Consider the following 12,994-nt stretch of genomic DNA (forward strand, 5'->3'; position numbering starts at 1 on the left):
GCGTGCTGCTGTACGTCGTCGGCCGCGAAAGAGCCGCGAAATAATCTGCAATGGTGGGCTCGGGGAGCCCACCCTACGGCATGTCACTCGTAGGGTGGGCACCCCGTGCCCGCCGAACGCATGCATCCCCGTTATGCGTTGATCGTCGCCTTCATGGACTCCATCTCGGCGACGATCCAGTCGCGGAAATGCTGCACTTTCGTCATCGTCTCCTTGTGCGGATTGACGAGCAGGCGATACCCATACCCGAACGGCGCGCTGCGGCACGCGAGCTGCAACAGCGTGCCCGCGCGGATGTCCTCGAACGCGATCCCGTACGGCACGAGGCCGATCCCCTGGCCCGCCACCGCCGCCTGCGCCAGCACGCCCCAGTGGCTATACGTACGCGAAAAATCGTAATCGCCTTTCAGCGCGCGGTTCTCGTTCAGCAGTTGCAACCAGCTTTCCGGCGTGCGTTCGCACAACAGTGGAAAACGGGTTAAATCGGACAGGCTCAGGGCCTCCTGGCCGTCGGCCAGCAGGTCCGGGCTGTACACGGGCACGAGGCGCTCACGGAACAGCAGGGCAGGGTCGTCGTCGCGCACGGGACCATAGCGGATGGCCACGTCGACGGCGTCGTCCTCGATGTCGACCGGCGTGTCGTTGGAGTCGATGCGCAGGTCCAGTTCCGGATGCAGCTTCGTGAAGCGCGACATGCGCGGCACCAGCCACTTGATCGCGAACGAGTGCGTCGTCGAGATGCGCAGCACGGCTTCCTCGTTGCCCCGCTGTAGCGCCGCCACTTTCGCGCGCAGGTCGGCCAGCATGCGTGCCACGGCGATCGCCAGTTCCTGGCCCTTGGCCGTCAGCGCGATGTGGCGCGGATGCCGCACGAACAGCGGGAAGCCGATGGCTTCTTCCAGCTGCTTGACCTGCAGGCTGACGGCGGCGGGCGTCTTGTGCAGCTCGCGCGCGGCCAGCTTGAAGCTGCCCCAGCGCGCGGCGCAGTCGAAGTCGATCAGGCCCGAGAGGCTGCGCAGCGGCTTCAATCCATCCTCATGCGTAAGTTTTTCTTATTCATCAGATTTATTTTTCTCGTTTGAACTATTGTTGTTCTCGTTACAGAATATAACGGATTCACCAAAACAGTGCTACGTGCCTCGCCCACAGACTAAGGAAAACTTCATGCCCAAGAATATCCTGGTGATCGGCGGTACCCGTTATATCGGCAAGCTGCTCGTGCAGCGGCTGCTGCGCGCCGGCCCTCATGTGACCATTGCGACGCGCGGCTATGCGCCCGACCCGTTCGGCGACAGGATCGCGCGCGTGCGCGTCGACCGCCGCAACGAGACCGCGATGCGCAATGCCTTCGCCCGCGTCGGTCCGTTCGACATCGTGTACGACCAGATGTGCTACAACCCGCTGGATGCGGCCATCGCGGTACGCACGTTTGCGGGCAAGGTGGGGCGCTATGTGATGGCGTCCACGATCGACGCCTACCGCACCCTCGGCTACGAGCATGCGAACCCGCTGCGCGAGAGTGACCTGGCCGTGGAGGCGCAGCCGATCGATACGGCGTATCCGTGGCACGACCCGTGCCGCGCGACCGAGTGCTATGTCGCGGGCAAGGTGCAGGCCGAGGCCTATCTCGTGCGCGACGGCTCGCTGCCCCTCGTCACGCCGCGCCTGGCGCACGTGCTGGGCGGGCCGGAGGACTTCACGGGGCGCCTCGCGCACTATGTGGAGCTGGCGCGCATGGGCGGGGTGCTGGAATACTCGAACGCGGATGCGGTGCTGTCGTTCATGCCGCTGCAGGGCGCGGCCGATTTCCTGGTCTGGGTCGGGATGCAGGATTTCACGGGGCCGGTCAACGCGGCGTGCGGCGGCGCACTGTCGGCAAAGGGACTGTACGAGCGGGTCGGCGCCGTGCTCGACACGCCCGTGCGCATGCGCCAGCGCGTGCCGCCGGCGGAGATGGGGCGGCTGTCGCCGTTCGACGTGCCGGGGGCGATGGTCCTCGATACGTCGCGCGCGCAGGCGCTCGGCTACAGGTTCGGCCATTGCGAGGACTGGATCGACGATACGATCCAGTTGCATGACCTGGCGTTCGTGTAAAACGCCGGCCGAAGGCCGCCGTTTTACTTCACGCCGTGCATCAGTTTCTGGATCAACGGCGCGATCAGGAACAGCAGCACGCCGGCACCGATCAGGGCCCAGAAGCCGAACGTGTAGCCGGACAGCGCCGATTCCACCGTCATGCCTTTTTCGCCCGACACGATCGAGGCGAAGATGCCCGACAGGTTGTTGCCGATGCCGGTCGACAGGAACCAGCCGCCCATGCCCAGGCCGACGAGGCGGGTCGGGGCCAGCTTGGTGACCATCGACAGGCCGATCGGCGACAGGCACAGCTCACCGATCGACTGGATCACATACACCATGAACAGGGTCCAGAACGGGATCTTGCTGTCCGGGCCGACGAGGTGCTGCAGCGCGAACATCAGCAACAGGAATGCCAGGCCATTGAAAATCAGGCCCAGGCCGAACTTGCGCGGAATCGACGGGTTCTTGCGGCCCAGCGCGACCCACACGGCCGCGACGACCGGCGCGCACACGATGATGGCCAGCGTGTTCACGGACTGGAACCAGCCGGTCGGGAAGACCCAGCCGCCGAAGTCGCGGCGCACGATGTACTCGGCCAGGAACGTGAACGAGCTGCCCGCCTGTTCGAAGAAGCACCAGAACATCACGTTGAAGAAGAAGATCACGAGCATTGCGATCGTCTTGTCGCGCACGACGGCGCCGCCGCGGATGCCTTCCACCATCAGCATGACGGCCAGGATGATGAAGAGGACGGACAGCACGCCCTGCAGCTTTTCCGCGCCGAGCTTCAGGAGGAAGTAGACGACCGGGATCACGACGAGGGCGCCGATGGCCACGCCGACGACGCGCATCGGGTTGGCCAGCGGGCCGGTGGCAGCGCCGATGCCCTTCAGGGCGCGCCGGCCGATCTGGAACCAGATCAGCGACAGGATCATGCCCACGCCGGCGGCGAAGAACACGACCTTGTAGGCGGGCACGCCGGTCTGGCCCGAGAAGCCCTGTGCGAGCGCGCCGGTCAGGATCGGAGCGAGGAAGCCGCCGCCGTTGATGCCCATGTAGAAAATGGTGAAGCCGGAATCACGGCGCTGGTCGCTGATGCCGTACAGCTGGCCGACCATCGCGGAGATGTTCGGCTTGAACATGCCGTTGCCGACGATGATGGTGGCGAGGCCCATCTTGAAGACGTCGGGGTCCGGGATGGTGATGGCGAACAGGCCCAGCACCATGAACGAGGCGCCGACGAGGATCGAACGCTGGTAGCCGATCACGCGGTCGGCGATATAACCGCCGAACACGGCGCCGGCGTAGACCAGCGCGAGGTAGGAGCCATAGGTCAGGTTGGCGTCGGCCTGGCCCACGCCGCTGCCGCCGTAGAACTGGGCGACGATGTAGAGCACCAGGGCCCAACGGATGCCGTAGAAAGCGAAGCGTTCCCAGAATTCGGTCATGAACAGCATCCACAGAGGCGCAGGGTGCCCCATGATCTGTTTGAACTCCGGTACCGCTTTCGGTTCGGCGGTTGTAGTAGCTGCACCGCTCATGCGGTTCCTCCCCTGAATCTTTGTAAGAGTGATTGTTTTTTTCGGCATGGCCGCCCTGGGTAAGGGCGGCGGCTCAGCGTCGCATTTTAGTGTAAATCGTGCATATGGGGCCACCTTTTTCCAGCTCATCCGTACGCGCTTGCGCCAATCGTAAAAAGGGTGACACAAACTCTTGTGACTTGTCGTATATTGGAGCAAAAGATTTGCCGATTTACAGAAGAGGAAAGGAACCAACCATGAATTACGACGTTGTCGATACGCTGATTTCTCCGGAAGGAAGGCTGGAAGTCCTGTCGAAGGCCGAGGTGTTCAAGCTCCTCGACACGAGCCAGGGCGGGCTGTACCAGGTCTTCCGCAAATGCGCGCTGGCGGTTCTGAATTCCGGCAGCTCGATCGACGACGGCAAGGAACTGCTCGAGCGGTACCAGGATTTCGATATCAAGATCATCCAGCGCGAGCGCGGCATCAAGCTCGATATCCGCGGCGCGCCGGCACATGCCTTCGTCGACGGCAAGATGATCAAGGGTATCCACGAGCACCTGTTCTCGGTCCTGCGCGACATCGTCTACGTGAATTTCGAGGTCACCGACAACCCGCGTTTCGACCTCACGCGCCCGGAAGGCATCACGGACGCCGTCTTCCACATCCTGCGCAATGCCAACGTCATCCAGCCGCAGCGTAATCCGAACCTGGTCGTGTGCTGGGGCGGCCACTCGATCAACCGGGTCGAATACAACTATTCCAAGCACGTGGGCTACCAGCTGGGACTGCGCGAACTGGACATCTGCACGGGCTGCGGTCCGGGCGCGATGAAGGGGCCGATGAAGGGGGCGACGATCGGCCACGCCAAGCAACGCCTGACGGGCGGCCGCTACCTCGGTCTCTCGGAACCGGGCATCATCGCGGCGGAGTCGCCGAACCCGATCGTCAACGACCTCGTGATCATGCCGGACATCGAGAAGCGCCTGGAGGCCTTCGTGCGGGTGGGGCACGGCATCGTCGTGTTCCCGGGCGGCGCCGGCACGGCGGAAGAGATCCTGTACATCCTCGGCATCCTGCTCCATCCGGACAATGCGGAGCAGCCGTTCCCGCTCGTGTTCACGGGGCCGTCGACGGCACGCGAGTACTTCGAGCAGATCGACCATTTCATCGGCCTCACGCTGGGCGCGCAGGCGCAGAGCCGTTACAAGATCATCATCGACGACCCGGACGCCGTCGCGCGCGAGATGCAGCAGGGGATCCGCCAGGTGCGCGAATTCCGCAAGTCGCGCAGCGACGCGTACTACTTCAACTGGGGCCTGAGGATCGATCCGGAGTTCCAGAAGCCGTTCCGGCCGACGCACGAGAACATGCGTAACCTGTCGCTGCACAAGAACCAGGAGACGCACCTGCTGGCGGCGAACCTGCGCCGCGCGTTCTCGGGCGTCGTCGCGGGCAACGTGAAGGAAGACGGCATCCGCGCGATCGAGCAGTTCGGCAAGTTCGAGATCCATGGCGAGAACGAGATCATGGCGCCGATGGATGCGCTGCTGCAGTCGTTCGTGGAGCAGAGTCGCATGAAGTTGCCGGGCAAGGAGTACGTGCCCTGCTATCGCGTGGTGCGTTGATTCGAACGTTTGGTGGGCTCGGGGAGCACGCCCTACGGCATGTCGATGTTCGTTGCCACAATCAAACGTAGGGTGGGCACCCCGTGCCCATGCGGACAGGACCAATGAAAAAGGCGCGGACGAATCCGCGCCTTTTTTGTGATGTGTGACGTTTAATCTTCCTTGCGCAGGTGCGGGAACAGCAGCACGTCACGGATGTTCGGCGAGTCGGTAATGATCATCATGAGACGATCGATGCCGATACCGCAGCCGCCGGTCGGAGGCATGCCGTATTCCAGCGCGCGGATGTAGTCGGCGTCGTAGTACATCGCCTCTTCGTCGCCCGCCTGCTTCGCTTCGACCTGCGCCAGGAAGCGCGCCGACTGGTCTTCCGGATCGTTCAGCTCCGAGAAGCCGTTGGCGATCTCGCGGCCCACCATGAACAGCTCGAAGCGCTCCGTGATGCCTTCGCGCGTGTCGGACGCGCGCGCCAGCGGCGACACTTCGACCGGATAGTCGATGATGAACGTCGGTTCCCACAGCTGCGCTTCCGCCGTCTCTTCGAACAGCGACAGCTGCAGCGCGCCCAGGCCCGAGATGACATGCGGCTTGACGCCGAACCTGGCCAGTTCCGCCTTCAGGAAGTCCATGTCGTGCAGCTGTTCGTCCGTGTAGTGCGGCGCGAACTTGTTGATGGCCTGGACGATCGTCAGGCGATGGAACGGTTTCGACAGATCCAGCGCGCGGCCGCCGTACGTGAGTTCGGCGGTGCCGTGGGCGTCGATCGCCGCCTGGCGGATCACGGCTTCCGTGAAATCCATCAGCCACTTGTAGTCGGTCCACGCGGCGTAGAACTCCATCATCGTGAATTCCGGATTGTGGCGGATCGACACGCCCTCGTTGCGGAAGTTGCGGTTGATCTCGAACACGCGGTCGAAGCCGCCGACGACGAGGCGCTTCAGGTACAGTTCGGGGGCGATGCGCAGGAACATCTGCATGTCCAGCGCGTTGTGGTGCGTGATGAACGGCTTCGCCGCGGCGCCGCCCGGGATCGGGTGCAGCATCGGCGTCTCGACTTCCATGAAGCCGTTGTCCTGCATGAAGCGGCGGATCGACGAGATCGCGGCCGTGCGCGCCTTGAACGTGCGGCGCGTTTCCTCGTTCATGATCAGGTCGACGTAACGCTGGCGATACTTCGTTTCCTGGTCGGCCAGGCCATGGAACTTGTCCGGCAGCGGACGCAGGGCCTTCGTGACCAGGCGCAGCGTGGTGACCTTCACGGTCAGTTCGTCGGTCTTCGTCTTGAACAGCGTGCCCACGACGCCGAGGATGTCGCCCAGGTCGTAGTGGCGGAACGCTTCCATCGCTTCCTCGCCCGTGTTGTCGAGGGTGACGTAGATCTGGATGCGGCCGTCGGCGCGCGGGCCCGATGCGTCCTGCAGGGTGGCGAACGCGGCCTTCTTGCCGGCTTCGCGCTTAAGCATCATGCGGCCGGCCAGCACGACCTGCTGCGGCTCCGCTTCCAGCTGTTCGCGCGTCCAGCCGGCGAACTGCTCGACGAGGTCGGCCGCCTTGTGCTGCGGGACGAAGTCGTTCGGGAAGGCGATGCCCTTGTCGCGGATCGCGGCCAGCTTGATGCGGCGCTCGGCGATGATCTTGTTGTCTTCGGCCGCGAGGCTCGTGGGCTCGTTGTTTTGTTGTTCTTGGCTTATTTCTTTATTATTGGTGCTCATGTCAGTAAAGGGCTAGTTTGGATTCACGGGGTGGCCGAGCATGTCGCCTACGCGCATGTCGCCGACGTCCAGTTCTTCATAGTGCGCGACGATGGCCACGATGTTGTCGAATTCGCGGAAGGCGGCGGCGGGCAGGGTGGTCGTGATGACGACGGCCTTCATGCCGGCGCGGCGTGCCGCTTCCACGCCCATCGGGGCGTCCTCGAACACGATGCAGTCCGCAGGCGCCACGCCCAGCTTTTCGGCCGCCTTCAGGAAGACGTCCGGATGGGGCTTGCCGCGCGCGACGTCGGCCGCGCCGACGACGGCGTCGAAATGACGGCGCAGGTCCAGCTCGTCGAGCGTGAAGACGATGTTCGCAGGTGGGGCGGACGTCGCCACCGCCAGCTTCACGCCGGCGTCACGGGCCTGCGCCACGAAGTCTTCGAAGCCCAGGATCGCGGCGCGGTGCGGGGCATAGATCTCGCGGTACAGGACGTCCTTTTCCTGCGCCAGCACGGCGATCTCGTCGTCCGTGATGTCCGCGCCGAGACGCTCGCGCAGGATCTCGCGGGCCTGGGCGCCGGCCGTCTCGCGAAAGAACGTGTCCGCATCGTACGTCTTGCCGCGGCGGGCGAAGAACGCCAGCCAGGAATCCGTGTGGAACGCCATGTTGTCGACGATCGTGCCGTCCATGTCGAAGATGAAGGCGCACTGCGCTTGCGTCATCGGCTTACACCCCTTGCTTCAGCGAGGCGGAGATGAAGTCGTCGAGGTCGCCGTCCAGCACGTTCTTCGTATTGCCGGTCTCGAAGCCTGTGCGCAGGTCCTTGATGCGCGACTGGTCGAGCACGTACGAACGGATCTGGTGGCCCCAGCCCACGTCCGTCTTCGAATCTTCCAGCTTCTGCTGCTCGGCCATGCGCTTGCGCAGCTCCAGTTCGAACAGCTTGGCGCGCAGCATGTCGAAGGCCTCGGCCTTGTTGCGGTGCTGCGAGCGGTCGTTCTGGCACTGCACGACGATGCCCGACGGCGCGTGCGTCAGGCGCACCGCGGAGTCGGTCTTGTTGATGTGCTGGCCGCCGGCGCCGGATGCGCGGTAGGTGTCGATGCGGACGTCGGCCGGGTTGATCTCGAKTTCGATCGATTCGTCCACTTCCGGGTACACGAAGATCGACGAGAACGACGTGTGGCGGCCGTTGGCGGAGTCGAACGGCGACTTGCGCACGAGGCGGTGCACGCCCGTTTCCGTGCGCAGGTGGCCGTAGGCGTATTCGCCCTCGACCTTGATGGTGGCCGTCTTGATGCCGGCGACCTCGCCCTCGGACAATTCCATGACCTCGGCCTTGAAGCCCTTGCGCTCGCAATAGCGCAGGTACTGGCGCATCAGCATCGACGCCCAGTCCTGGGCTTCGGTACCGCCGGCGCCGGCCTGGATGTCGATGAAGCAGCTGGCATGGTCCATCGGGTTGCTGAACATGCGACGGAATTCCATCGCCTCGATGACCTTCCTGATTTCCCCGGCATCGCCTTCGACCGCTTCGATCGTGGCGTCGTCGCCTTCTTCGCGGGCCATCTCGAACAGGTCGGCCGCGTCCGTCAGGTCGGCGCGCGCCTTTTCCAGCGTGAGGACGACGCCTTCCAGCGCCTTCTTCTCACGCCCCATGTCCTGGGCACGTTTCTGGTCGTTCCAGATGGCGGGGTCTTCCAGTTCCTGGTTGACCTGCTCTAACTTCTCCGCTTTGCGGTCGAAGTCAAAGATACCTCCGAAGTTCGGCTTCACGGCTGGTCAGGTCGTTCAGCAGGGCGGAGAGGGCATTGATGCGTTCAGCTTCCATGGTCTTCTGGCAATATTTAGTTGGTTAAATCGAACCCTCGATTATACCGCAGTGCGCGGCCTGCCCGTGTGCGCCTTGTCGTGCGAGATGCCGGTGGCTTATGATGGCCCGCTGTTGCCAACGATTCTTGCCAGATTGACCAGTCCATGACACGCCGTCTTTCTCTTCCTTTCCGCCTGCTGCCGCTGCTGGCGGCGCTGTCCGCCGCCCACGCCACGCCCGTGCCCGCGGGCACGCATGCCACGCTGGCGATCCTCGAGACGACGGATATCCACGCGAATGTCGTCGGCTACGATTACTTCCGCCTGGCGGTGGATCCGTCGCTGGGGCTGGACCGCACGGCGACGCTGATCGCCCAGGCGCGCCGTGAGTTCCCGAACACCGTGCTGCTCGACAATGGCGACACGATCCAGGGCAGCGCGCTGGGCGACTACCAGGCCGTCGTCACGCCCGTGAAGTGCGGCGAGCTGCTGGGAGTTCACAAGGCGATGAAACGCCTGGGCTACGACGGCGGCAGCGTGGGCAACCACGATTTCAACTACGGCCTGGCCTTCCTCGGCCAGGTGACGGGCAGCCGCTTCGACGTGCCCGGCATGGCGCGGCCGGCGAAGGCCTGCGCGGGGCCGGGTTTTCCGGTCGTGCTGGCGAATGTCTACAGCGTCAAGACGCACAAGCCGCTGTTCGCGCCTTACCGCATCGTCGAGAAGCGCGTGCGGGCGGAGGACGCCCACGGACGTCCGGTGGAAGCGACGGTCAAGGTCGGCATCATCGGCTTCACGACGCCCACGATCCTGTCCTGGGACAAGCGCTGGCTGGAAGGCCGCGTGGTCACGGCAGGCGTCGTCGAGACGGCGCGGCGTTATATTCCCGAGATGCGCAGGAAGGGCGCCGACGTCATCGTCGCGATTTCGCACGGCGGCCTGGATGCGGCCCCGTATTCCCCGACGATGGAAAACGGGAATTACTACCTGGCGCAGGTGCCCGGCATCGACGCCCTGCTGATGGGTCACGCGCACCAGTTGTTCCCGAACCCGGCCAGCACGGTCGCGCAATTCAACCTGCCGAACGTCGACAAGGCGCGCGGCACCGTGTTCGGCGTGCCGGCCGTGATGGCCAACCTGTGGGGCAAGAACCTGGGCGTGATCCGTTTCGAACTGCGCCACGACGGCAAGGGCTGGCGCATCGAGCGCGACAAGACCGGCGTCGAGACGCGCTCCACGCAGCAGGCCGACAAATCGTATGTCGCGGCCGACCCGGCCGTGATGGACCTCGTGCGCGCCGAGCACGAGGCGACGATCCGCTGGGTGCAGACGCCCGTCGGCAGCACGGATTTCCGCATGTCGACTTATTTCGCCGACGTAGGCGACCCGTCCGCGCTCCAGGTCGTGAACGAGGCGCAGGCCGCCTATGTGCGCGACTATGTGAAGACGAACCTGCCGCAGTACGCGGACGTGCCCGTGCTGTCCGTGTCGGCCGCGTTCAAGACCGGCGCGGCCGGGCCGGCCGATTACACGGACGTGCCTGCAGGCAGCCTGGCCTTGAACAATGCGGCCGACCTGTATCTGTATCCGAACGCGCTGTATGCCGTGAAGGTCGACGGCGCGGGGTTGAAGGCGTGGCTGGAAAGGGCGGCGAACCGCTTCAATACGATCGATCCGGCGCGTACCGGGCAGCAGGAACTCGTCAATGCGGGCTTCCCGGGCTATAACCTCGACACCGTGACCGACCCCGGCCTGCGCTACGAGATCGACGTGACGCAGCCGCTTGGCCAGCGCATCCGCAACCTGCAATGGCAGGGCAAGCCCGTCGGCGCCGGCCAGGTGTTCCTCGTCGCGACGAATAACTACCGCGCGAGCGGCGGCGGCAACTTCCCCGGGCTGGACGGCAGCCGCACCGTGATCGCGTCGCCGGACACGAACCGCGACGTGCTGATCGCCTTTATCCGCAAGCGGCAGAAGCTGACCCGGACCGCGGACGGCAGCGCGCGCAGCTGGCGCTTCACGACGGTGCGCACGGCGGGGCCGGTCGTGTTCCATGCGCCGCCGGGCAAGCTCGATCTGGCGCGCGCAGCGGGGCTCGACAGCGTGACGCAGCTGCAGGCGGACGACGGCCAGGGCAAGGGATTGGCGCTGTACGCCGTCGATCTGTCGAAATGAAGCGGATCAGTTGCGCTGGTTGCGGCCGGTCGCCTGGATCTCGCTGGCGGCGATCTCGGCCAGGTCGATGAGGCTTTGCACCTCGGCCGCGCGCAGCCGGCGCGGCTCGCGGTCGATCACGCACAGGGTGCCGAGCGGCTGGCCGGACTTGTCGCGCAGCGGCACGCCGGCGTAGAAGCGGATATGCGGTTCCTGCAGGACGAGCGGATTGTCGCGGAAGCGCTCGTCTTCCAGCGCGTCTTCGACGACGAACAGCTCGTTCTTGAGGATCGCGTGCGAGCAGAACGCCCAGTCGCGCGGCGTTTCGCGGGCGGCCAGGCCGACGCGGGCCTTGAACCATTGGCGCGTCGAGGTGAGCAGGGAAATCAGTGCGATCGGCGAGCCGGTCACCATCGCCGCGAGACGCACGAGGCGGTCGAAGCGGGCTTCGTCCGCGCTGTCGACGAGGCCGGTGGCGGCCAGCGCGGCCAGACGCGTCCGTTCATTCGGGCCGACCGGGTAGCCGGGCTGAGGCGCCGGCTGGTATTCTTTGTCCGTGCTGGGATTCGGGGTCGAGCGGGTGTGGTCGTCGCCATGCATCAGGCCCTGCACGAGGCTGAGGCGGGTACGACGGTGGCCGCCCGGTGTCTTCCAGGATTCGATCGCGCCGCTTTCCATCCAGATCTGTACGGTGCTCGTCGCTACGCCGAGCAGGCGCGCGACCTCGCTCGTGGTCAGGATCGGATCGTCTTCTTGAACGTTGCTTTGCATAAACTTCCCCATTTCCGTCAGTATAGCGGATTCGGAGGCTCACATTTCCTGTGGATTTGGTCACGCCATTCGTCAATACTCAGTGTACGGCATGCTTCTCCGGCTGGACGAGCACGAACGGACTGACGACGGATGCCCACAGCAGAGTGTCGGCCGCCTGCCACGTGCGCGCCTGTAGGTCCGATACCTTGGCAAGCTTGCCTTCGTTCATCCAGCGGGCGATGCTGTCCTTGTCGTCATGGGCGATGCGCATGGCGACTTCGACGAGATCGAGGGCCTCGTTCACGTAGACCACGGCGCCGTGGGCGAAATGGCGTTCGAGTTCGGACCAGTGTACGCGGGCGGTCTCGTGGTTGATCTTGTCGTGCAGTTCTTTGTCTTTCAGCGGATCGGTTTTCATGATGGGTCATTCAGAGGGATTCGACGACGGGAAGCGGCGAACCCGCCCATGTTAACCGATATGCATGGCCCTTGCGGACATTGCCGACCAGTGCGGGGCGGAAGCAGGCGAGGTTGGTGCCGCCGGGCCGGCGCACGCTCGGATAGATGACGCCCATCGAGCCCGCTTCCAGCAGCTCGGCCGCCAGCGCCTGCGAACCGACATAGCTTTCCGGATCGAGGCAGGCGTCCCAGGCGTCGGTGCCGCGCAGGTCGTGGAAGGACGCGCTGAAGTCGGCCAGCAGCGCCTGGTAGTTCACGCTGTCGTGGAAGCGGCCGATCTCCTGGTACTCGACGGCCTTGTGGAAGGTGACCTCGGCCAGCGCCGTCTCGACCTCGAAGGCACAATACCAGGCGCCGCGCTCGCCGTCGTTGAAGCGGCTGCCTTCCGGTCGTGCATACGTATAGGCCGCGTTGATGATGCGGAAATTCGGGACGCCGAACACCAGCTCATCCACGCCGATGCCGGGCAGCAGGCCGGATTCGCCGCGCAGGCGGTCGTTGGTCGCATTGTCGAGGTCGAACAGGTCGCGCAGCATGCCGTCGTCGTCGGCCAGCGGGGCCAGCACGGAGTCTTCCAGGTCGGCGAAGCGCGAGGGGATCAGCCGGCAGGTGTCGAACTGACGCAGCGCAGTCAGGCGGGGGATGAGTTTCACTCACAGTCCTCCGCGGCGGGCGTCGAGGAGACGGCGCACGGTCTGCATCGCCAGCAGGCCCCCGCCCAACATATAGGCCAGCGGTGTGCGGCCATTGAAGATCGGATTGGTATTCGGGAGGTGGACCCATTCGTCGGCAAGCTTGTCGCCGTACAGGATGTGCAGGGCTTTATAGATGCCGAGCAAATAGGAGATGCGCGTGATCCGGTCGACTTCCAGCACACGTGCGGGGTGCTTC

12 protein-coding genes are annotated in these 12,994 nt (G+C 64.6%); 3 read left to right on the forward strand and 9 right to left on the reverse strand.

Features of this window, described 5'->3' with window-relative positions; translation table 11 throughout:
* Window positions 1–131: 131 nt before the first annotated feature.
* Entirely contained in the window at window positions 132–1,028 is an 897-nt protein-coding gene (locus AC1DYX_RS19120; protein WP_477261673.1) for a LysR substrate-binding domain-containing protein, read from the reverse strand.
* A 136-nt stretch (window positions 1,029–1,164) separates the two neighbouring features.
* Between AC1DYX_RS19120 and AC1DYX_RS19125 the strand changes: the two genes are divergently transcribed.
* Entirely contained in the window at window positions 1,165–2,094 is a 930-nt protein-coding gene (locus tag AC1DYX_RS19125; RefSeq protein WP_477261675.1) for an NAD-dependent epimerase/dehydratase family protein, read from the forward strand.
* A 23-nt stretch (window positions 2,095–2,117) separates the two neighbouring features.
* Here the strand turns inward: AC1DYX_RS19125 and AC1DYX_RS19130 are convergent, their stop codons facing one another.
* A complete protein-coding gene (locus AC1DYX_RS19130) occupies window positions 2,118–3,668 on the reverse strand; it encodes a peptide MFS transporter (protein ID WP_477261677.1) in 1,551 nt (516 codons plus the stop codon).
* A 188-nt stretch (window positions 3,669–3,856) separates the two neighbouring features.
* On the opposite strand from AC1DYX_RS19130, the gene ppnN reads away from it, so the two are divergent.
* A complete protein-coding gene (ppnN, locus tag AC1DYX_RS19135) occupies window positions 3,857–5,227 on the forward strand; it encodes a nucleotide 5'-monophosphate nucleosidase PpnN (RefSeq protein WP_477261679.1) in 1,371 nt (456 codons plus the stop codon).
* Window positions 5,228–5,379: 152 nt separating this feature from the next.
* On the opposite strand, the gene lysS is transcribed toward ppnN, so the two are convergent.
* The 3 genes from lysS to prfB all read right to left on the reverse strand — a co-directional run bounded on the left by lysS (window position 5,380) and on the right by prfB (window position 8,756).
* On the reverse strand, window positions 5,380–6,939 hold the full coding sequence (gene lysS / locus AC1DYX_RS19140; RefSeq protein ID WP_477261681.1) for a lysine--tRNA ligase: 1,560 nt from the start codon (window positions 6,937–6,939) through the stop codon (window positions 5,380–5,382).
* 12 nt (window positions 6,940–6,951) lie between these two features.
* The gene (locus AC1DYX_RS19145; protein WP_477261683.1) at window positions 6,952–7,647 is read right to left on the reverse strand and encodes an HAD family hydrolase; all 696 of its coding nucleotides are present in this window, start codon (window positions 7,645–7,647) and stop codon (window positions 6,952–6,954) included.
* Between the two features lie 4 nt (window positions 7,648–7,651).
* Window positions 7,652–8,756 (reverse strand): peptide chain release factor 2 gene (gene prfB, locus AC1DYX_RS19150; RefSeq protein ID WP_477261685.1). Its coding sequence is split into 2 segments (ribosomal slippage): window positions 7,652–8,674 and window positions 8,676–8,756, totalling 1,104 coding nucleotides; the frame shifts between segments, so codons are not numbered across the junction.
* 146 nt (window positions 8,757–8,902) lie between these two features.
* Here prfB and AC1DYX_RS19155 point away from each other — a divergent pair.
* Complete coding sequence (locus tag AC1DYX_RS19155) at window positions 8,903–10,912, forward strand: bifunctional 2',3'-cyclic-nucleotide 2'-phosphodiesterase/3'-nucleotidase (RefSeq protein ID WP_477261687.1); 2,010 nt, start codon at window positions 8,903–8,905, stop codon at window positions 10,910–10,912.
* A 6-nt stretch (window positions 10,913–10,918) separates the two neighbouring features.
* Here the strand turns inward: AC1DYX_RS19155 and AC1DYX_RS19160 are convergent, their stop codons facing one another.
* The 4 genes from AC1DYX_RS19160 to AC1DYX_RS19175 all read right to left on the reverse strand — a co-directional run.
* Window positions 10,919–11,662, reverse strand: a complete 744-nt coding sequence (locus AC1DYX_RS19160; RefSeq protein WP_477261689.1) for a GAF domain-containing protein — start codon at window positions 11,660–11,662, stop codon at window positions 10,919–10,921.
* Window positions 11,663–11,741: 79 nt separating this feature from the next.
* Window positions 11,742–12,062 carry a DUF2288 domain-containing protein gene (locus tag AC1DYX_RS19165; protein ID WP_477261691.1) on the reverse strand — a complete coding sequence of 107 codons (321 nt, stop codon included), beginning with the start codon at window positions 12,060–12,062 and terminating at the stop codon, window positions 11,742–11,744.
* A gap of 10 nt (window positions 12,063–12,072) precedes the next feature.
* Complete coding sequence (locus tag AC1DYX_RS19170; protein WP_477261693.1) at window positions 12,073–12,756, reverse strand: RES family NAD+ phosphorylase; 684 nt, start codon at window positions 12,754–12,756, stop codon at window positions 12,073–12,075.
* On the reverse strand, window positions 12,757–12,994 hold a 238-nt coding region (locus AC1DYX_RS19175), incomplete at its 5' end, for an MbcA/ParS/Xre antitoxin family protein (protein WP_477261695.1).

This window comes from Massilia sp. P2_C2, assembly GCF_056404615.1.

Coding starts and splice junctions, on each gene's coding strand:
- AC1DYX_RS19125 (WP_477261675.1), top strand. CDS start 1,165: ATGCCCAAGAATATCCTGGTGATCGGCGGTACCCGTTATATCGGCAAG.
- AC1DYX_RS19130 (WP_477261677.1), bottom strand. CDS start 3,668: ATGCCGAAAAAAACAATCACTCTTACAAAGATTCAGGGGAGGAACCGC.
- ppnN (WP_477261679.1), top strand. CDS start 3,857: ATGAATTACGACGTTGTCGATACGCTGATTTCTCCGGAAGGAAGGCTG.
- lysS (WP_477261681.1), bottom strand. CDS start 6,939: ATGAGCACCAATAATAAAGAAATAAGCCAAGAACAACAAAACAACGAG.
- AC1DYX_RS19145 (WP_477261683.1), bottom strand. CDS start 7,647: ATGACGCAAGCGCAGTGCGCCTTCATCTTCGACATGGACGGCACGATC.
- AC1DYX_RS19155 (WP_477261687.1), top strand. CDS start 8,903: ATGACACGCCGTCTTTCTCTTCCTTTCCGCCTGCTGCCGCTGCTGGCG.
- AC1DYX_RS19160 (WP_477261689.1), bottom strand. CDS start 11,662: ATGCAAAGCAACGTTCAAGAAGACGATCCGATCCTGACCACGAGCGAG.
- AC1DYX_RS19165 (WP_477261691.1), bottom strand. CDS start 12,062: ATGAAAACCGATCCGCTGAAAGACAAAGAACTGCACGACAAGATCAAC.